Consider the following 23,093-nt stretch of genomic DNA (forward strand, 5'->3'; position numbering starts at 1 on the left):
TAAATTTAATTTTACATTAAATGTAGATTTTTCAAAAGCTTATTATGTTCTTTTTTAGTTCTTTTTTGATCATTTTTACTAATAAAGTGAGGAGAAAAATGAAGAAAATGAAAATATTTAAAAATAAATGACTAACAATTTTGGGTTCACTAATGGTCGCAGGTTCAATCGGTGTAGGAACTTGATTAATTGTAAGAAATATTCAGTCTGCACCAGTATCTAGTGAACCAATTGAAAAGAAAGAAAATAAAAGCAAAATCAATGTACCCATTGTGCAACCTGCACCTATTTTTAATACTCCTGTAGGTGTAAATGAATCGAGAGTATTGTCAAACACTGTAAATTATGAAGATGCAATTTTTAGCAAATTTAATGCATTAACAGAACTAAATCAATCAAACCTTAGTTCATTTACTAATGCTAATTCAAATACTTGAATAAATTATGTAGCAAGTATTTTAAGTGCTCAAGCAAAAATGCATTTATTAGATTTCCCTGACCTTAAATGACATAATTCAACCTTATTGCATGGTAGAAATGTTTACAAAGACTTTTTTATTCATGAACCTCAAAATATGAATAAATTTTTAGAAAACATAAAACAATATAGAGAATTTGTTGTAGGAAATATGAAATCATCAATTAAGTGGCTTAAAGAATTTAAAAATTTATGAACTAATTTTGAATTTCACAATTTAAACACAACAGAACAAGAAGTGTTGAATAAAATAAATAATATTGTGGAAAGTCATATTTTAGAATGTGAAAAAATCATAAACTTCCTTGAAAATCACATATTAACAAAAGCAAATGTAGAAGAGTTTGTTCCATTAATTGAGGATTTATGTTTTAAAAATGACCAGTTATGAAATAACTATCACGCTGAATTAGAAGGTATTAAAAGTAATTATCAATATTTAGATAAGTTAGATAATGAATTAATTAGTTTGAATTTATCAAGTATAAAATTGATGAGTCTAAATTGACAAATTCAATCAAATTTAATTCAAACTAACAACTATTTAAGTGCTCATTTCAAAACAGATACAGAATTACTTTCAAGACTAAAACACCTAGCAAATAGTGAAATTAGGAATAAATTTATCGAATATTTAACTCAGAAATACAACAAATTTATAACACTTTTCAACTATATGAAAGGTTATATTAATGAAACCAATTCAAATGAGCTCAAAGATATAATAGATGAAACTATCACAAAATATAATCAAATTATTGATGAAGATCCTATTGAACAAATTTATAAGACAATAACATTTGTAGCCGATAGTTTACAAATTATCTACAATAAAGTTCTTGAAATGCAAACTGCAAATATAAACGTGCTTAATAGAGCAACAGGTTCATATCAATCTTACAAAGACTTTTATAACAATAATTTCGACAGATTAGAACCATTATTAATTGAAAAAGCAAAATTAGAACTTCAGGATTTCTTTTTAGGTGAACAACTTTGAATGATCACTAAAAAAACCAAAGAAGCAAATATTGCTCATAATGAATTCATTAATTCAAGTTACTTTAATACTAATAAAGAAGAAAAAATTAAATTTTGATTTACTCAATTGCAAACAGCAAAAGAAACTTTAGAAAGTTTAAAGCAAAATTCAGATTTTAGATTGAACACTGTTAAAAATGAAATATTAACTATAAACAGTTCTGAACCAAATTATGATTTTGCAAAAATTGAAAGCAATAATAGTCAAATTACATCAGACCAAGAAATGTTACTTAAATCATTTTCAAGCATTAATAATTTTGTAATTAACACTTTCTGAGAAAACAAATTAACCCTTGCTGAGTATAATGAAAGTTCAATCACTGATGAAATCATACAGCAGGTTAATGATTTTAAAGAAGAATATAAAGCTAATTTAAAATCAAACTTACAATTCAATTTTCAAATTAATGTTTCAAAATTCACTAAAGTAAATGAATTTCTAACAAATATACTTACAAATCTGAAAAATGATTCAAATAGAAAACAAAATATCAAAACATTCTTAACAACCAAGATAAGTGAAATCAATAAATTAGTTGATGATAATTTTAAATGTGTAGAGAAAGCTAAGAGAGACATTAAAGAAGCTGAAAAAGATCCTGAGAAACTCAGACAATACAAAGAAGATGGTAGATATGAATTAGATTTAATATCAATCGATTACCATGATGCTGAGTATAAAAGATACCTAAGTTACAAAGAGGCCTTGGACATTGCTATAAAAAGATATGTGACTGATCCTGCGAACATTGAAAAGTTATTAGAAAAACAAATTTCTGATAATCAAAAATTAACTGAGGATTTAAACCTTATTAAGTTCAAGTTTAGTAATTAAAAAAATTAAAAACTGGTTTTTGATACCAGTTTTTAACTAAATAAATTATTGATTGTTTTTAATGTATGTATTCTCAACGAATCTTAATAATTCAATTGAACCATCGTATTGAGCAAATAATAATGCTAAATCAAATGGTGTAAATTCACTGTCATCGTCATATGTTCGGTAAACATTTAAATTGAATTTTAAGTATGAACTTCTTGAAATTGAGAAATTATCTGAATTTAAGAAGTTGTAGTAAGCTACTCTAGCTTGTTGTAATTGTTGTTTTTTCTCATCTTTTGAATTGTCATCAGCTTTTAAGTACGCTAAGTTTGCTTGATAGTAAGCTGATTCTAAATTCATCATTTCTGTGTATAACTCTGATTTAGGTTTTCCTGATGCTTCTTGTTCATCTGTTAAGTATTCAAAACCATCAGCGTTAGCAAAAATTATGTTTCTAAATGTTAAATCTTTTTTAACTAAATTATCAATAGCTTTGTGTGTTGCGTCATAAACAACTTTATCTTGGTGATCTTCGCTAATTGAAGTTTCTGATAATTCGGCTGAAACTGATTTATACATTTGTCTAATGAATGCATAAATTTCTTGACCCGGAACAATATATAAACTTTGTTTTGCTTTCTTATCTTGTCTTCTAAAGTTTTCAATGTTTGAGTTTTCTCTTTCAATATCACCTGCAATAAGTTTCATAAATGTTTCACCAGTAGCTGGTAATTTACCAAAGTTAGCTGAATATTCAACGGATTTTTCATTAAGTGAAGCAACTTTAGAATTTAAGTCATCAAGAGACATTGAATCATAAGCGTGATCTCTAAATGTAGTTGCAAATTCAGCTCATTCATAGTCTAATTCGCTTGTGAATCCTTGGTAATCATCTAATGCATAAAATACTCCACCTTCTTCTCTAGCAGCTGTCATTTTTGCATTTAATTGCTCAAATTGTGAGTATTTGTCGTTTAAATATGCTCTAGCATCTGTTTCATTTGCGAATTCGCCGTGTTTTAAAGAGTTAGCAAATGCTGTATATTCATCTAATAAAGCTAAACCATTTGTGTATTTATCACCTGATCTGTTGTCTTGGTAAATGTCAGCAAATTTTACGTAAAGCATATCCATGTTACCGTCGTTTTCATCACCAACTTTTTGTTCTAATACTGTTTTGAAGTCAGCTAAAACTTTGTAAGTTTCTGCAAAACCTTCTGTATTAGAATCAGCAACAAATTGATCTCATTTATTAATAATTGTTCTGAAATTGTCTACAGCACTATTGAAAAAGTCTGTAATTTCGCTAAATGTAAATTCAAACATTCCATCAGTTCCTGTTAATGCTGAATATGTATCAATAACCGCTTGAACTTTAGCTTTATCTTCATTTAGAGTAGATGAGTATTGTTCAATTGTTGTGAAATCTGGATGGTTAATTGTATCTAAATTGTATGAACTTACTAATTCTTTTAATTTTGCTTTGATAGCTTCTAAATCAGCGATTGTATCTTCTGCAGATTTAATTCTTGCTTGATATTTTGAAGCTGATTTTGAAAGTTGTAAAACAGCTTCCATTTCTTCTGATTTCGGATCAATCCCTTGAAGTTTTCAGTATTCAAATAAGTTAACTAATGTCTGTAATTTAAAGTCAAAAGCTTTAATTAACATATATCTATCAACTGCTGAAACAAATTGTTCTTGTGAAAGAGCTTTAATTTCGTTCATTTGCTTAACAGCTCATGTATTGAATTTTTTATATGATTTGTAAATTGCTGAATTTTCATCTCCATCATACATTTGTTCATTTCATTTTGCCTTAACTTTTCTATTGTATAGAGCGTATGTGCTACCGCTGTAGGCTCCGTTATACATTTCGTTAGCTTTTGCGTTAATATCAGCAAGAATTTGTGTTGTATCAATATTGTATTTTGATAAATCATTTTCCGATTTTGAAAGAACGTATAATAACCCCTCTAATGTGGTTTGCTTAGGGATAAATTGGTATCTAATAACATTGAAAAGATCATCACGGAATTGGTTGTAAAGATTTGTGTAGTAAACTGAAGGTAAGTATTTAAATCCTGTGTTTGTGTAGAATTCTGAGAACTTGTCTGCGATTTCTTTAGAAACTGGTTTTAATTGCTCTAAAACTTCTGCATCAATTATTTCATTTGATAATGGGAACTTAGAAATTCTTAATGAAGGAACCATTAATGAAGGTTTATATTCATTGAATGAATTTGTGTTGTAAATGTATTTGCTTCAGAATTGAATTTCTAATGCTTGGAAGTTAATAAATTGTTCGTCTAAGTTTGTAGATGTATTTAATGCTTCTTCATAGTTTGTTTTAACACCATTAACTAATTGAATGTTTTCATCAACTTTTGCACTTTCTTCAGCTGATAAAGTTGAACGATCCATACTTGATAAGTTAACTGCAACATTTTCTAAATCTTTAATTCTTCATTGGAATAATGAATTCATGAATTCTTCTTTAGGAAACGGCATTTCAACTTTAGCTTCAGGGAAGTAATTTTTAATAATTGTATATCAGTTTAAAGCATACATTGTTTGAGCATAGAAATAGTTAATGTTATTGTAGTCATCTTCTTGAGCTTCATATTCTTTACTACTTTTTTCTCATGTTGAAACAGCACCATCAATGATTGATTGGTTTGATTTATAAAGTTCAGGGTATTTTGATTTAAATGAGCTTAAGTAGAAAAGAATTGCTTTTGTGATTTTAAGTAATGATTGCTTACCTGAAGGAGCTCTCTTTACCATTTTTGACTTAACATCTTCTAATTCGTTTTTAGCAATTTCTAATTGATCGTTAAGAGCCTGAATTTCTCTTTCTTTTTCTGCTAATGTTTCCTTGTTTGCACCTTCAGTGTCGGCTTTAAGATCTTCTAATTCCTTTTTAGCTGCTTCAAGTTGTTTTTCGATTGCAACAACTTCTAAGTTTTTATCAACAAATCCACGTAATAATACGTCTGCAGCTTGATCTTTTAATGTTTGTAAAAAGTCAGCTAATTTCTTAACGTCTGAATCTGATAAAACTTCTTTTTTATCTAATTCAGCAATTAAAGCAAATAATTCATTTTGTTTTTTTGATACTAATTGATCTAAGCTGTCTCCAGATTTAGCAACTGAACTGTATTTGTTAAATTCAGCTTGAATATCTGTGTTTAATTTTGCTTTTTCTGCTTTAAGTTCTGCTTGACTTTTTTGTGAGCTTGATGAGTTATTACATGATACTAATAACATTGGTGAAAGTAATGCTGCACCACTTAAACCTAAAACTAATGATTTTAATCTTGCTTTCATATGATTTATCCTTTGTTTTATTGATTTTTTTAGTTAATTTGATTTTATAAGTTTTATTATAAATTAATTTATTAATTTATAAAGAAAAACGCACATTCCAAGTGATTAGAATATGCGTTATATCAAAATAGAAGTTAAGTAAGAACTACTTAACAACCATTCCAGCTACTTCGTCAGCAAAGTTTGATTGAACTTTTTCAATACCTTCACCAACTTCAAATCTAACAGCTGAAACTAACTCATCATTGTGATTTGATAAGTATTTTTCAACTGATACTGAATCGTCAACAACAACAGGTTGTTTAGCTAAAACGATTTCTGATAATTGTTTGTTTAATCAACCTTCTGTAATTTGTTGTTGTATTTTTTCTGGTTTAGAGTCAAAACCATTTGGTTTCTCAAATCCTGCTTTGATTTCTTCTAATTTTTCTGCAGGGATATCTGAAACTAATGTGAATTCAGGATTCATAGCTGAAACATGCATTGCCACGTTTTTAGCAGCTTCTACATTGTTACCTTTAACTGTAACTACTGCTGCAACTTGACGGTTAACATGAACGTATATACCTAAAACTTGGTCTTCTTCAGCAACTACTCTTTGAATCCGACGAAGAGAAATTTTTTCTCCAATAACTGATGTAGCTTGAATTAAAGCTTGTTCAACAGTTTCGTTGTCATTCATTTTTGTAGCTAAGGCTTCTTCTAAGGTGTTAGCCTTTGATTTAAAAACTGATTTTGTAACTTCGTTTAATAAGTTAAGGAACTTGTCGTTCTTAGCAACGAAATCGGTTTCTGAGTTAATTTCAACCATAACAGCTTCTTTATCTGTTCCATGAGCTGAAACTGCACCTTCAGCAGTAATACGACCTGCTTTTTTAGCAGCTTTAACAATTCCATTTTCTTTTAATCATTGAATAGCTTTTTCAATGTCGTATTCTGTAGCTTCTAATGCTTTTTTAACATCGATTAAGGCTGAATTTGTTCTAGCTCTTAATTCTTTAATTTTTTCCATTTTCATGTCTGCCATGATTACTCCTTAATTAAATTATTTTGTGATTAATTAGTTGTTTGAGTTTTCTTCTTGTTTTTGGAATGAAGGTAAAACAACTTTATCGTCTTCTTGGTATGCAAATTTAACTTGTCCACCACGTGCTTTAACAATAGCGTCAGCTAAAATTGTCATAATTAAAGCGATTGATTTTGAAGAGTCATCGTTTGCAGGAATTCCGAAGTCTAATAAATCTGGGTTAGCATTTGTATCTAAAATACCAATAACTTTGATTTTCTTTCTTTTAGCTTCTTTAACTGCGATTGCATCTTCATTTGGATCAGCAACAATCATTACTTGTGGTAATCTGTTCATGTTTCTGATTCCATCTAAGTTTTTGTGTAATTTATCTAATTTCTTTTGTAAGTCTAAAGCTTCTTTCTTTGTGTATCCAGCAAATCCGTTAGCTGCTTTAGCTTCTAATTCTTTCATTTTGTTTACACGTGACATGATTGTTTGGTTGTTTGTTAATGTACCACCTAATCATCTTTCTGTTACGTATAATGAGTTTGTTCTTTCAGCTGCTTCTTTAACTGCTTCTCTAGCTTGTTTTTTTGTACCAACAAAAATAAATTGTGCATTTTTAGATGCTAATGTGTTTACTAATGAGTAAGCGTATTCTAAGTATTTTTGTGTTTTGATAATGTCAATAATGTGTGATCCTTTGTTCTTTTTGTTTGGAACAATGTAATCTTTCATTTTTGGGTTTCAAGCGTGAGTTTTGTGTCCGAAGTATGCTCCGGCTTCTAATAATTTTGTTTTTGAAACAATTGGTGTTCTTTGTTGTTTTTCAACAACTTTAACATTTTCTTTTTTGTTTTCTGCGTTGTTCATAATTTTAATTTCCTTTTAGTTTGTTTTGCTACGTAAATATTTCGAGCACCTAGCACTATGATTAGCACACCCAAGTGAATCCATACTTACTGATATATTTGTTAATTTTTGTAAGAGTAGTTTTAAAACTCTTGTAATCTATTGTATTACATTTTTCATTATTTCAAAGTTAAAAGTTTTAGGGTCAAATCTATATTAAAAAGCGCTACACAACTGATGTGTAGCACTTTGAAACTAGAGATTAATTTTTATTAATGTATCCATCTCTAAGCATTTCGTAAAGAATTTCTGTTTTAGTTTTTCTTGTGAATTTATCAATAGGTTTTGTTTTTCTATAGTAGATGTAAACTAAAACTTGATCTTTTCAATAGTTCGAGTTATTTGTACTGTTAGATCTGTTTCCAACTATAAATTCATAGTTGTAACCATTTCCTCTTTCTGCTTTACCAAATGCACGTTTTTGCTCTTCTGTTCATCTATTGAATTCTTGAGCGTGTCTATTTTTAACTGTTGTTCAAGCCATTTCAGTTCCATCAAGGAAGATGTTTTCGAGTTCAAGAGTTGTTCCGTTTCAGAATAAGAAATCTGAAATATTTCCTTTTTCTTTAGCGGCTCATAAAGCAAATGTCGTAAATCTGAAAACTGCTTTATATGCATCATTTTGTTTGTAAGCATTATTTCTAAGACTTGTGTTATATCTACCTGATTGAATTTCTTCAAACATATATTCTCAGATAGGAATGTAAAGTTCTTTAATAAATTCTTTAACTCTACCCACAATTTCAAAAATACTTACGTCAAACTCAAATTTGTATTTTGGTGATGATGAGCTTCCTTGATTATTGTTAGATGAAGATGATGAGGATGATGAAGATTGATTTGGATTCATCAGACCATCAATAATCTTGTAAATACCAGTTTTTTCAGGTTGTAATGTTGAGCTTTCAAACAATCTGTTGATAAATTTGACAAAAGTACCATTACCCATATTCTTGATAATTTTTCCAACGAATGGTCCTTTTTCGAGAATTTTATTCATTGAAATGTTTCCATTTTTATTCAAGATGATTGACATAATACCATGAATAACAATATCTTTAAGAGCTTTAATTCTGTCTTCGATTTGTTCAAAGTCAGTTTTTTGAATTAATTCATAAATATTGTCAACAATAGTTCTAAGTTCATCTGAACCTCTAAGAGTTTTGAACAATCCTGAAACCATGTTGTCAAAGATTTGTGAATCTGAATCATTAAATGCAAATCCCATTCCTTTGAACATATTTGAAATAATAAGTCCTATACCATGAGAAATTTCAGCATCTTCATTATCTAAAATGTGGTTAACTCATTGAACAATATATTGCTTAATTTGAGGTGATTTAGGTGAAACAAAGATTTCATTAAGCACAGATGAGAATGAATTACGTTTAGCATAATCTTCTGATCTATCAAGTACATCAGTGAATACTGTAACTAATAAGTTAATTAAGTTTTCGTTTCCTAATGCATTAACAGCCATATTGTTAATTGCTGTGTCATAATCGTTTGTACCTAATAACGCTTTTCCTAAACCAAATTGAGAAATAACTCTTGTTAATTTTTGTTTATTATTAAGCATTTGTGTAATGATGCTTCTGAATAAGTCGATAATTTTTTGTTTATTATCTTGAATAAATGGATCAAGAAGAATCTTCTTAACTGTATTGAATGTTGTAAAGTCAATTCCTTTAACAACTGCTCCTACAACACTTGAACCAAATTCACTGAATGAAGCAGATTTTTTGTATGTTGAAACAATGCTATCTACAACTGATCTATAAATTCCGGCACGTTGTAAGATAACTGGTAAGTTGTCGATTAATGTAGGAATAAATTCTTCAAGTTCACTTGTTCTTGGAATTTCAAGGAAGTTGATAAATCTATTAAGTAATTTTTTAACAACACCTTTACTAATGTCATTGTTAAGTGTTTTAACAATTATTCCCTCAACTAAATCACCAAATCTTTTAACATTTTCATTTACATTTAAGTAAATCTTAAGAATATCGTAGAAAGTAGTTGTGCTTTCTAGGAATTGATTATTTTCAACAATGTAACTTGAAACTTCTGTGATTAATGCTTTTAATTCATCAGAAGTTACAACTGAGTTAACTAACTGTACAAATGAATCTTGAGAAATAACTTTTTCTTCTAGGTAACTATGTGTTTCATCATCAAAGATATTTCAAATAATTTCACCTAAGTTAATTCTGTTCTCAAATAAGTGAAGTGCATTTGTAATGAGTGAATATAAATCTTGTTGATGATTTGCTTGTTTAAGTGAGTTGATTACTAAGTTAAGCAATCTGATTGCTTTTTGTTCAAATCCTTCTTGTTTAGTAATTGCACCAAGTGCATTTGTAATGGCTGAAGTAATATCTGAAGTTGTGATATTAGTTTGTCTTTGCAATAATAATTTAACTATAGAATTTGCAACTTGCTCAATAATGTTTAATTCATTATCGAATCCTTCAATGTTAGCTAAAAGTGATTTAACTAAATGCGTAGGATCGCTGATGTCATTGAAAATTGAAGCGTAAGGTGATGACTGAAGATATCTTACAGCAGCAGTTGCGACCATATCTTGAACGTTTTGATCGCTTGTGATTGTGTAAATAATTCTAGAAACTAAGTTTGTAATTGATTCTTTAAGATCAGGTGTTTCTAAAATAATCACAATTAATTCATCAAATGAGTTTGCATTAGCTCAACTTGATCAGTTTTTGAATAAGAATCTTAAGACTGTGTTGATTAAATCCTTAACTTCAGGCATTTTTACAACTAAATCATAAGCTTGTTTGATTTGGTCTTTTGTAATACCGAAGCTTTCTAGTAATTTGTCTAATGGTAACTTAGAAATGATTGTTTCTTTAAGTTCATCATTAACTTTAATAGTTTCAATTATTGCATTAACTAATTTAATAACTTCGTCTTGGTTAACTGCTAATGTTGATAAATGCTTGAACACTGATTTAACAATGTTGAACGCATCTGATTTTAGCAATCCTTTGATGTATTCAACTACAGCACTTATAGTTTGGTTTGTATCTTTAGTTGAAATAAATGTGTCAACAAAGATATTTGCAACATTAGGTAATAATTTAGCAGAGATTGCAAATGAGTTTAAGTTTTGTAATAAATCACCTACAACTTTATCTAAATTAATTCCGGCTAATTGAATATTGTATTTTCTAGCGAATGTATTGATTAAATCTAAAACAATAACTTTAGTTGAGTTAAACTTAAGTGTTTTTTCAATAATTGATTGAATTTTTGATTTAAGTAATTCAGTTTTTTCTGTATTAGTCTTGAATTTTTCAATTACATCAAGTGGTAAATTGATGTAATTTGTTCAAGATTTATCCTCAAGTAATCATGGAACAAACTCAATAAGTAAATCATCTATCTCACTAATTGAAATAAGTTCATTTACAAAGTTTCCTAAATGTTCTTTAGTTGTGTATTTGAATAATGTATTTGAATCAGAAAGCTTTTTGATTTGTGAATTTACAAGTTTTGTAATTGTTCCATTATTTCTTAACGCAATTATTACTTTAGGAATTAAGTTAATAATTGTTTCATAGTTATCAGTAACAACGTCGAGATTAATGATTCTGTCAACAAATCCTTTAATATCTGAAAGAACTTGTTTGTTAATTAAATCTGATAATGCTTGTGGAATTTGACCTAATATAGCTAAGATTTGTTCATTTTCAGCTTGTGAGGCTTCTGTTAACTTATCAAAGAAGATATCCAAGGCAGGATTTACAAGTTCGAGCGAATCAATAACTGATTTTAAGTTATTTGATAAATCTCTGAACAATTTATCAACTTGAGGAGTAACTTCGATGTTTAAAGTTCCAAATAATTTCACAAGTGATTTATAAACAAAATCTTTTGTAACTTGGTTAGTTAATAATCCGTTTAATAATCCGGTTGTATCTTCTTTAACTGATTGAGGATCAATTAAAACAAACGCTTTCTTGATAATATCAATGTAAGAAGTTACATCAGCAAATTCGTTTGCTCTTTGAATTGCATTAGATGCAATCTTTTCAAATAAGTTCTTAAAGTGTTGATTACTTAAGACAAATTCAAGAAGTGAAATTAATTCATCTTTAGAGAAGTAGTTTTCAAATGAACTTCCTGCTTTTGACATTATTTGATTAACAATACTTGTAGCTAATTCATTAGCAGGAATTACATTGAATACATTGTCAATAATTTTTAATAAATCATCCTTGCTCTTTGTGAATAAGTCAGAAGTAATGACTTCTTTAAATGTTGAAACAACTTTTGTTTCAAATGCTGATGGATCTTTTGAAATTCTTTCCTTAATTGTTTTAGTAAATGAAGAAAGAACTGATGAAATTGAGAAGTTTGTGATTCCTGATTTTTTAATGTAGTTAATTAAAGCATCAAAAGCGATTTCTGAAACACCAAAGTTTCTATCGATAATTGAGTAAATGTTAATAATGTTTTTAGCTAATTGCTCAGGTTCTTGAACACCTGCAAAATATTTTGCATAATCAGGGTTCTTAATAAATGCTGCTAAAGCTTGTGAAAGTTTTTCAAGTGCATTTGTTCCAGTCATTACTTGGTCAATTATATTTAGAACTTTTGGTTTGATTGAAGCAACAAAGTTTTCATTTGAAGCTATAGCAATAGCTAATTGGTCAAATGAGTTTGCTTCTCTTAGTGTTGAATTATTATCAATGATAAAGTTTGTTACTAAATTAATAATGTCTTTAGTATTTTGTGACTTGAGAATATCGACAAATAAGTCTGATAAAACTTGAGCATCAATTCCTAATTTATTAGCAATTGATGCAACAGGTATCATTGCAACAACTTTTTGGATATTTTCATCAACATAGTATTTAGAAATTACATTAGAAACTAATTCTTTGATTTGATCTGAGTGATTTCAAATGTTTGAATTTAATAATGTTTTAATGTATCCAAATTCTTTAATGTTTAATAATGATTTTACATTTGAAGTAATGTACTTGATTAATTCATCTAAACTACTTGACTCTAGTAGACCTGCATTAACGATTTCAATTAGTTGATCAACCATTGTGTTTGTAGGGTTGTAGTTAATTAATTGATTTAATGTTTGTTTAAGTGCTGTATAGAATTCAAGTGGTAATTCTGAAGACAATAAAGCTTGGTCAGCAAGCATTTTATTTAATGCTTTATGCATTAGTTTATCTAAACCATTTGAGCTTAAAATTGTATGAATAACACTTGCAAGTTCATATTTGTGCTCTGTTGTAACATTTGAATTTTTAAGAGCTTTGAAAATAACATCTTTAGGATTTGTAAAAATTGAATCTAATAAACCATTATCAACAATTGCATCAACTAATGAGTTAAGTAATGTTGGTAAATTACTATTTCTTAAAACATCGTTAGCTACTTGTGATGCACCTTCTGATGAAACTAATTCACCTAAATTTGCATCATTAATCATTGAAGTTAATTTTGTGATTGTTGAATCTTTAACTAAGATTGTTGAGACTAAGTAGTGTAATAAGTTTTTGATGAATTGTTTGTTTTCTGAATAAATAGGAGAAGCTAAGATTTTGTTTACAAATGCTTGCTTATCTTTGTTAAATTCAGCAACAATTAATGAAACAATTTCATTTGGTAATGTTTTAATTACACTTAATGGTTCATCTGCATTTTTAGCATTTGAAAGAACTTCAAATGCCTTGTCAAATGCAGGTTGATAAATATTTAATGAATTTAATAATGGAATTAAATTATCCACTAAATCGCTTACAAAGTCTTTGCTTAATTGTGAATATAAGTCAGGAAGGTTTGATTTAACAACATTATTGATTAACTCTTTTAATGTAACTTTGTTATTTTCGTTTTCAAATAATTCGGAAATGAAATTACTTAAGTTAGATTTCATTTGCTCATAATCAAGCCCTTTAAGAACTGTGATTATTAAATCATTGTAAGTTGTAAATTGATCTGTAGTTGCAATTGAATTAAGAACATTTGTAAGTTGATTTAAGAATACAACTTTGAATGAGTCATTGTTTAAAACAAATTTAACTAATTCTTTTAAGTTATCAAATGAAACATAATTTTCAATCTTTTCTTTTAAGTTTGTAGGAACTTTGGCGAAAATCGATTCAAACATTTGTGAATCAGTAGCAATCTTGTTGTAAACATTTGTGATAATTTGATTAATATCTTGATTGTGTTTTGAAAGTAAGCTATCACATAAAATCTTGATTGCTTTGATAATGTTTGTTTCTTGATTTTCTCCACCAAATTCTTCTGCAAATGATTTGAAAATTAATGTACCTAAATCAGATAATTTTGTGTAGTTTCCATTTTGATTAAACTCTTCTAAACCACTGTAGATATGTGCAAAAATGTTGAATGTATCACTGTAGTTTGGTAATAAGTCAAATAAATCAGAAACTAATCCATCAACGTTTTGAACATCTTGAAGTAATCAACTAATTGATTCATTTGTTTTCACAAGGCTGCTTATAAATCCAGTAACCATTTTCTTAATTGTTGGATTTGATTTTAATGCATCAAATGCAGTTTTAAGTGAACCCTTAACATCGTGAATAAAGTTAGCATCCTTAAGAACTAAAATCACTAAATCAGTTAAAGAAGATAAGTTAGCAATTTGTTCTTGGTTATTTAAGATAAAGTCAGTTAAACTTGTTCCGATATTTACAAGAGGTTCTGAAACAACAATGTCATTAAGTAATTGTTTAAGTTCGTCTGCTGAAACATTAAGTTTTGTAGCAACAGAATCAAGATTTAAATTATTAATAAATCCTGAAACTTTATCATTTGTTTTAAGTTGTGATAATAATGATTGAATAAATTCTTTTAATGAAGCTTTTTCAATGTCACTAAGTGGTGCATTTAAAAGATTTTTAATAAACTCAAATTCTGTCACCTTCAAGTTTTTAAGAATTACATTTGGCAATTGTGAAGTTAAACTGTTTAATGTAATGTTTTCATTATCGAATAACGCAATAAAATCAGCAATTAAATTGTTAAGTTTATTATCTGCACTTAAGTTATTAATTAAGTTTGCAAATACAGTATTTAACATTGAATTGAATTTAGCATCGTAAGTAAATCCTGCTTTTTCAAGTAAAACTGCAGACACTTTTGTAAGAGTTTTGTTGATTGTTAAATCAGTAACTACATTATCAAGAATTGGTTTGATGTTTGAAGTTAATATAGTTTTGAATTCAGGTTTTTTGATTACTAAATTAATTAAGTCAGTAATGTTTTCAACTGTTTTTAATTCTGCAATGTTGTTAAAAATTAAATCAAGCACATTTGGAATTAATGAATTGATTTGTTCTGTATCAAAAATCTTGTTAATAATTGTTTTAACTTCATCAATATCTGCATATTTAGCTAAAGTTTCATTTGAAGAAACTGTAGAAATTAAAATGTCTTTAATTTTTGAAACAACTGCATTGTTTTCATTTAATTCAGCAAATACATTTTTAATAATTTCTTTTCAGATAAGTGCATGAGAACTAAATGTTTCTAAGTTAGCAACTTTTTTAATTAAAGCAATAGGGTCAGAAGCTAATTTTGATTTTAAGAAATCAGTAATTTTTGAAGGTAATACCCTTAAATCAGCATAAGGTGTGCTGCTTGATTTAATTGTTTCAAGTTCACTAAACACAAAATCAATAAGTGGATTAATAATGTCTAATGATTTTACAAAGTTTAATAATTCAACTTTTGATTCGTTAACAAATGCTGCGATTTGTTCATCACTAGCTGCTTGGTTGTATTTTTTAGCAACCGATTTAAGTACATTACCAAGTAAGTTAGAAGCAAGTTGATCATCAGTTAAGTCAGCAACTAATCTTTCAAGGTGCTCTTTAACAGTTTCTAAGTTAGGAATTACTAATAATTTTTGAATTAATGCATTTAAATCTTCAACATCAGCAAATTCTGCAAAATTATCTACATAAGATTCAACTAAGTAATTTACAAGGTTATGTAAGTTTTGATTTTTAAGCAATGAATTAACAAGTGAATCGACATTTTCTTCGCCTACAAATGAAGTAATTTTTGTTGATGATAATGCTTTTGCAACCATTGAGGGGATGTTTAAACGATCAAGATTGTTTAAAACATTCTTGATAAGTTGTTTAATAAATGTTTGATTGTTTGTTACTGATTTTGAATCATTAATGAATTTAAGAATTTTGAAAACATTAAATTCGTTTGTTTCTTCTTCAGAATCTGAGTTGTTCATTTTAGCAACAAAATTATCAATAGCAATTTTTCCTGCTTGAGTTGTAATTTGTTTAATGTTGTCAAGTGAAGCTGATTCGTTTTGATTTAATAAGTCAGCAAATTGAGAAATAAAATCTGAAATAAACTCTTTAATTGAGTCTGGTTTTACACTTGTTAAGCTGTTTAATAAACTATCAACAAAATTATCTGATTGAGCTTTGATAAGTTGGTTTGATAATCCATTGTTTTCAAGTAAGTTTCATAAAATGTCTTTAAGGATATTTTTGGTAACGTCATTTGAAACAATGTCTCACGCAAAATCAGAAATTGAGTTAGCAATTTTCTTAATGTTTTCTTTATCTGATAGAAAAACTTTGATTAATTGTTGTAAGTTTTCTACTTGTGCAAATTGTTCAGAGTTACTAATGAAACTTTCAAGTGCAAGTCCTATAACTTTTGAAATATTTGGATTAGTTACAATTTGAGTTATTAATGATTTAAGATCATCTTTTTCAATTTTGAAAGGTTCGACATATTTGTAAGCAAGACCTGTGATTGCATCTGAAATCATTTCACTTTTTAGAGCAAATAAGTTTGTAATTACACCTTGAAGAGCTGAAATTAATTCAGGTTTTTTATATGTAATGAATTTTGAAGAAGCAATTGCTCTAATAAGTTTGAATAAGTTTTCTTCTTTAAGAACCGATTTAATTAAAATTTGAGGAATTTCCATTAATTCAAGTTTGTCTTCTCTGTTTAATCTTGATAATTCATTTTGAAAATCTAAGTAAATTTGTTGAATTAATCCTGAATTAACAATAGATTCAATGATTGTAACAAAACCATTTTCACCATTGTTTTCTGTATCTAGAATTAAATCCTTTAATTTACCTTCTGGATCGAGTTGTTTATAAAGTTCATTATTTGTAAGACCATTAATTGCTGAAGCAGTTACATTTCTAAATGTAGCTGACATTCTTAAAAGTCTATTAGGGTAATTATATGGAGTTCTAAGTTTGTTAATTTCGTCAATGAATGGAATTGAAGAATCTAAATATGAATTTGTATCAGGTCCGAATAATTGTAAGTTAGTTACAAAAGGTTCAATTTGGTATTTTAGTGTTGTAGAGTCGGTGAGTAAATAATCTTGGTTAAAGTTATAAGTTGGATCAAAATTTGCGAGGTCAAAAGATGGAGATGTAAGTTTAATATACATATCCATAGCCATTTTTTTGTAACCCCTTGTGTTAGGGTGAATATCAATATAAACATCAGAAATTTCATCTGAATGAGCAGATCAATAATCAACATTGTATGCATTTAGCACATTAACATCTGTAATTTTCGCAACATCATATAATGAGCTGTTAATTTGTTCTAATAAAATTTGAGTCGGATCTACTGGAATGTTTCCTAATTTAGATTGGAAGAATTTATCAATCGCTCTTTTGAAACCAGAAAGCGGTAATGGGTAAGCTACTAAGTTAATGTTTGCTTTTGGAGCAAGTTTTTTAAGTTCATTAACTAAAAGTAAAGCTCTTTTTCTAACTTCTGGAAGTGTGTTTGTAAGAACTTTGTTGAAAAACTCAATAATCTTTCCATAGTTAGGTTTTTCTTTTCTGAATTCATTAACAATTTCCATTGGTCCACTTTTTGAAACTGTATCAATTAACAAGAAGAAAAAGTCATTAGCACTAATTGACATAGTTACTAAGTTTGCTTCTTTTAATTGCTCCTTGATGATTGGACCCATTTCTTGCATATTTTTGTTTTTGAAAGTTTTGTTAACAGCAGGTCATTCAGGTGTGTCGTTGTAAGGGTTATCATAGTCGATTCCGAAAATTTTAAATCAGTCAACTATACGAGCACCAGAAGCTGCGAAGTTTTCAAAATATTCAAGTCTATTATTTGAATTTTGATTTAGTAATCTTGCTAAAAACGCAGCATAAGAAGCTCCGGTGATTTCTCCGTTAGCTTCTAATTTACCTGGATAATCCTTCGGAAGTGCTCCATCATATCCTGCAGTGATTGAATCTCCTAATGCAACATATCTAATTTTTTGATCTTTTGATATGAAGTTATTTGAAACAAGACGTTTAGATAATTTTTCTTTAGCACGTTCAACATCAGTTTTTCCATCAGGGTTTTGATTTGAGTCATTGCCTCCGTTTTGAGAACCGTTACCATTATTTGCTCCTGGTTCAGTAATTTTAATTTCACCAGATGGATCAACCGGTTCAGGTTTAATGATGATTGGTGCATCACCATCGTTTAAATCAGTTCATCTGCCGATTGGTTTTGATGAACCTGGCGCTTGACAAGACGCAGAAACAACACTAGCTGAAGTTAAGATTGCAGCTAATGAAATTAACGTTAACTTTTTTTGTTTTTTCATAATCACCTCTCTTATATACACTATAAGTGTATATAAAACTAATTTCATAAAATTTTACCAAATTAAAGAGTAAACAAGCAAATTGCAAAAATTGTTAAACTATTTTTAACAAAGCTAAAATAAAAGAGCAAGCTTTTAACTTTTATAGCTTGCTCATAGTATTAAAAGTTTTAATTTGCAAATGGATTGAGTGAATTTAAAACACAATAAAATATTCTACTTCAGTACAATAATGAGATTAATTGTCCTAAAGTTTCTTCAAAATTGTTTGTAATTTCAATTGTAATTGAGTTAACTTCGTTATTAAAACTTGATAAATAATTAACAAAAGTTTGATAAGTTTCATCTTTAATTTGATTAATTGATAAGTTTTGAAACTTGTCAATTAAGTCATCATTTTCAAGGTTTGAAGATAACTGATAATCAAAGAATCTTTGTTTAATTAAACCAAAAGTAACAAATTTATTTCCCTTTCCTGAAAGCAATGGCTGAGTATAAGTTGCAATTTGCTGTGGAAAGTTTATTGATGTGCTGATTGTTTTAATTTGCTTAGTTGTATTATTGAATTGATTTGCAAATCAAGCGAAATAATTATTTAAAAATGAATCATATGAAACAAAAATATTAGCAAATCCATCTTCTTTGTTTTTAAGAACACTTTCATTGATTAATAAAGCCAATTCAAGTGCTCTATTGAAATAAGCATCAGGATTAAGAATATTTTTTGAAGCTTCAACATAACCGTGAATAACTTTTTGAATATTAATTCCCTGAAGTGACATAATCAATAATCCAATTTCACTTAATACACTATATTCTGGATGGACATCATTTGAAACAAATAAAATATTATTGCTTGCAAATTTAAATTTGCTTAAATTTGAAAAATTAGTTTTGCTACCTACATAAAACATATGATTTTTGATCATAAATTCATTTGAATGTTGCTCAAAAATATTTGTAATGTATGAAATTCATTCATTTTCATAATCATTATTTCCGGTTTCATTTAAAAACATAAAACCAACATTATCACCAATTCCATTTTTAAAAGTTTGAATTAACTGTTCAATTTTATTAATTGGAATTGATGGATTAATAAAGATTAATTCAATTTTCTTATCCTTATTAATATCGATTTGTCCAAAAATAAATTCCATTGCAGCTTTAATTGAAAGTTCAATTGTTTTAGAAGTTCAAATAATTAACTTAGAAATATTTGTTGAATATATATTGTTGCAAAATTGAATTATTTTATCTACACCGTTGAGCCCAAAGTTTAATGCAATATCATCAAAACCTAAATATGATGAACCGTCAAAATTTAAAGATTTAATTTTATCAATTACTTCTGAAGCTTGCTTTTGTTGAATTTGCAACTCGTGTTGAGATTGAAAATAATTTTTCTTAATTGAAATTACTTGCATTTAACTACTTATTCTTGTGATTATTATTTTTATTGTCGTATTTCTTATTTTCAACAAAATAACTATTTGTGTAATTAATTAAATTTCTAAATCCATTTTTTGTCGCTTTTAGTTCATTGTAATATTTTTCTCTTTTGTAAAAGTCTTTCCCTTGATGGTTTGGATGATTTTTCTTAAATGAACCTAAACCTTGTTTTTTATTGTTATCAAAATTTAAAACAATAAAGTTGATAATGTCGCCAATTGAAAATAAATCCGACATTTGATGATGTGTAAAATCTGTAATGTCTTTTCTGTAAATCAAAAATGAATTACCATATTTGTCATGAAGTTTTATAAACTTTGAACCTGATGTAATTATTTTTGCTGAAGCAACGTCACCAGTTTTGTAGCCTAAAAATGATTGTGAATTTTCTTTTCTTGAAACTTTTGAATTTTGCTTATTAATATTTTTGTTAAGTAGTGTATTCATAATTATTTATTATTATAAATAATTTATTTTTTTATGTATGAAACTAAAAGGTCTATGGCATAGAAATAAAAAGTTTTAAGTTGCATAAAAAAATAAGCTATACAGCTTAAATTTCTTTTTTGAATTTAACTAATTCGATTTTTGAATTTAGCAATTCTTGCTCTAGTTCTTTAATATTTTCAAGTTCATTTTCAAGTCTTAAAGCTTCCTGGATTGTAGGCTTTGTAACTGGTTCTTTAGGCGCAAATAGTTCACAAGTTTCATTAGCTTTAATAATTGAAATATTTTCTGTACCGATTTTTCTAGCAATATCAATAATATCATTTTTGTCGTATGTTAATAATGGACGTAAAATTTGCATTCTTGTCGCTTCTCCAATTGTTGATAATGATTCAATTGTTTGAGATGCAACTTGACCTAAATTATCACCATTTGAAATTGCTTGTTGATTATATTTTTGTGCTATTTGCTCAGCTATACGGTAAAAACTTCTTCTCATTAAAGTGATTTTGTATGATTCTTTTGAAACAAATGAAATGTAGTTCATTAAGTGTGAGTAATCTGCGATCAATAAGTTTGATGTTACTTGATATTTATTTAAAACTTTAACCAAATTTGTAATTTTTTCTACAGTTCTAATATCTGTTTGAGGAGGTGTGATAAAGGTTAAAAAGTCAACTTTGAGTCCTCTTTTCATCATTTGTCAAGCAGCGACTGGAGAATCAAAACCACCAGAAATAAGGTGAAGAACTTTGCCTGACACTCCTACAGGTAAACCTCCTAAACCTTTAGTGTAATCAGAGAAAATGTAAGTTTTTCCGTTTCTAACTTCAACATAAAAAGTTTGGTCAGGGTTATGTACATCAACTTTAAGATTTGTGTTTTTTAAGACTACACCACCTAGGTAATTATTAATTTGATCTGATGAGAATTCAAACTTTTTGTAATTTCTTCTAGCAGCAATTTTAAAAGTTTTTGAATCAGGTCTAATTGATGATAAAACTGCATTTGCGAAAACTTCCATATCATTTTCAACTACCATAACCGGTGAGTATGAACTGATTCCGAATACATAATTTAAGTTATTCATATTTTCCTCTGAATAAGGTAAATACATTCTGTCAAATTCAACTTCTGGAGTTACACCAACAATGTGTTTAATATTAATTGCAAGTTGATTAATAAACTGTTTTCTGTTTTTCTTTTTCAGCACTAACTCGCCGTAACGAATCAAAATTTTACTGTACATATTTCTCCTTTATTAAAAACTTTTTAAGTGCTAAATAAGCATTTTTATAATTATTTTCTTCTTTAATTACATTCTCAATACTTTTGCTAATATCAATGTAATTAGCAAAAGTTTCTTGATTATTTATAAATGAGTCATTTCTTTGAAGTTCTAATCTTATATTGTTATAGATTTCTTTGTATTTTGCGTTGAGCGAAATCACTTTAATTAAAGTAGTTAATTTACTAATGAATTCGTCTCAAATTGTCTTAATTTTATTTCAGGACTTTTGTTTTTTGAAATTTCTTTCATATAAATAAATTAATTCAGTTCTTAATTTATTTATTTTTGGATCATTTGGGATTTCAGGATGGTAAATGCAAGATAAATAGGTATCAATAGCTTCATCAATTTGAATTTGGAAATTATCATTTAGTTCTTTTAATTCTTTAGATTTTGATTCAATAACTACATTAGTTTTTTCATAATTTTCATATTTAACAACTAAATCTTGAACTAATGTTTGGATGTTTTTTAATGATTTATTTTCAAAAGATTGTTTGATTTTGTCAAATGCGTTCTTTACTGATTCATATTTTTTTTGTTGAATACTATTTGGTGCAAGTATGTTTTTGTGAGTTTTATTCAATTTAGAATATAAATCACGAATAATTGGAATTGTTTGATCAATGAAATCTTTAATAGAAAACATTGAATTAACAAGGTTGACTAATTTGTAAAAAGTTCTATAAACTGACTTAATATTTGCATCTAAAGTTTCAGCGGTATTTTTACCTTTAATAGCTGATTGAAGTGCTGTGGTTTTATCCTTTAACTCTATTAATTTACCTTTAATTTGCTCGTTATTTTTATCTTTTATAGCTTGCTCAAGCACTTTTGGTAGAGATTCAAAAAGTGAATACTCAATATTTTTTGATGCAAAAATGATTTTTGTATAGTTCTCCAATTCTTCTTTTCTCTTTGTTATGTTTTCAAGAGCTCTTAAGAAATCTGCTTTAACTTTAAGATCGTCAATTAATGTAATTTGAATTGATAATTCAGCTAATTTGTTTTGAAGATTTTCATATTGATTTGGTATTGCTTTCTCATAACTTTTAAGCTTGCCATTTAAAAAGTCCCTAATCTCCAGGATTGTTGAAGTGATTTCATCAATGTTGTTTCAGTTCTTTGAATAGTCATCTGAAATTTTGTTAAATTCTATTTGTTTTCTAGAAACTTCTTTTTGTTGTTGTTTAATTGCTTTATATTTTTTGTAAGATTTAACTTTTTGTTTTTCAACTAGCAATTCATCAAGTTCAGAAAGTTTAACTGAAATTTCTTGATTTATAGTTTCGATACTTTGTTTCACTTCGATCAACGAATTAAGCATATTCTCAAGCTCGTGATTAAAATAAGTTGTTGTTTTAACTTTTGAATATAAAGATTGATTTTGATGATTTTGTTTAGTTATCGCATCTTTTGAGCGTATACTAAATTTTTGTAATGATTGTTTAAATAAGTTCACAGAAAGCAAGTAGACTAAAAGTAAAAGAACAATAATTGAAACAATTATTATAAGTATGAACAATACTTTTGCCATAATCTCGTACCTCCTGAGTCTATTATTAAATTTTCTATATTATATTACTTTTAGCTCTAAATGATAGCCTTATCAAGCTGTCTAAAAACTAATTTAAAGCAAAAAAGCAGATAGCTTTTCTA

The 23,093-nt window shown here is 27.7% G+C and carries 9 protein-coding genes; 1 reads left to right on the plus strand and 8 read right to left on the minus strand.

Annotation, left to right across the window (positions count from 1 at the left end):
* Positions 1 to 98: 98 nt before the first annotated feature.
* Positions 99 to 2,357 (plus strand): hypothetical protein, encoded by a 2,259-nt coding sequence (locus ACNF36_RS00385; RefSeq protein WP_418303336.1) that lies wholly within the window; start codon positions 99 to 101, stop codon positions 2,355 to 2,357.
* 45 nt (positions 2,358 to 2,402) lie between these two features.
* Here ACNF36_RS00385 and ACNF36_RS00390 read toward each other — a convergent pair whose 3' ends face one another.
* The 8 genes from ACNF36_RS00390 to ACNF36_RS00425 form a co-directional block, all read right to left on the minus strand.
* Entirely contained in the window at positions 2,403 to 5,675 is a 3,273-nt protein-coding gene (locus tag ACNF36_RS00390; RefSeq protein WP_418303337.1) for a coiled-coil domain-containing protein, read from the minus strand.
* Between the two features lie 145 nt (positions 5,676 to 5,820).
* A complete protein-coding gene (gene tsf / locus ACNF36_RS00395; protein ID WP_323177577.1) occupies positions 5,821 to 6,702 on the minus strand; it encodes a translation elongation factor Ts in 882 nt (293 codons plus the stop codon).
* A 33-nt stretch (positions 6,703 to 6,735) separates the two neighbouring features.
* Positions 6,736 to 7,557, minus strand: coding sequence for a 30S ribosomal protein S2 (gene rpsB / locus ACNF36_RS00400; RefSeq protein WP_323176468.1), 822 nt, complete (start codon positions 7,555 to 7,557; stop codon positions 6,736 to 6,738).
* 241 nt (positions 7,558 to 7,798) lie between these two features.
* Positions 7,799 to 18,244, minus strand: coding sequence for an SGNH/GDSL hydrolase family protein (locus ACNF36_RS00405; RefSeq protein ID WP_418303338.1), 10,446 nt, complete (start codon positions 18,242 to 18,244; stop codon positions 7,799 to 7,801).
* A 170-nt stretch (positions 18,245 to 18,414) separates the two neighbouring features.
* Positions 18,415 to 19,671 (minus strand): hypothetical protein, encoded by a 1,257-nt coding sequence (locus ACNF36_RS00410; protein ID WP_418303339.1) that lies wholly within the window; start codon positions 19,669 to 19,671, stop codon positions 18,415 to 18,417.
* A 4-nt stretch (positions 19,672 to 19,675) separates the two neighbouring features.
* Positions 19,676 to 20,143 (minus strand): hypothetical protein, encoded by a 468-nt coding sequence (locus ACNF36_RS00415; protein WP_323176471.1) that lies wholly within the window; start codon positions 20,141 to 20,143, stop codon positions 19,676 to 19,678.
* 106 nt (positions 20,144 to 20,249) lie between these two features.
* Positions 20,250 to 21,392: a tRNA uracil 4-sulfurtransferase ThiI gene (gene thiI / locus ACNF36_RS00420; RefSeq protein WP_418303340.1), complete on the minus strand. Its 1,143-nt coding sequence runs from the start codon at positions 21,390 to 21,392 to the stop codon at positions 20,250 to 20,252.
* Positions 21,382 to 22,971, minus strand: coding sequence for a hypothetical protein (locus ACNF36_RS00425; protein WP_418303341.1), 1,590 nt, complete (start codon positions 22,969 to 22,971; stop codon positions 21,382 to 21,384). Before ACNF36_RS00425 ends, thiI begins: the two co-directional genes overlap by 11 nt.
* Positions 22,972 to 23,093 lie beyond the last annotated feature (122 nt).

It is taken from the genome of Mycoplasma sp. 4463 (assembly GCF_048381515.1).
Taxonomy (GTDB): domain Bacteria; phylum Bacillota_I; class Bacilli_A; order Mycoplasmatales; family Metamycoplasmataceae; genus Mycoplasmopsis.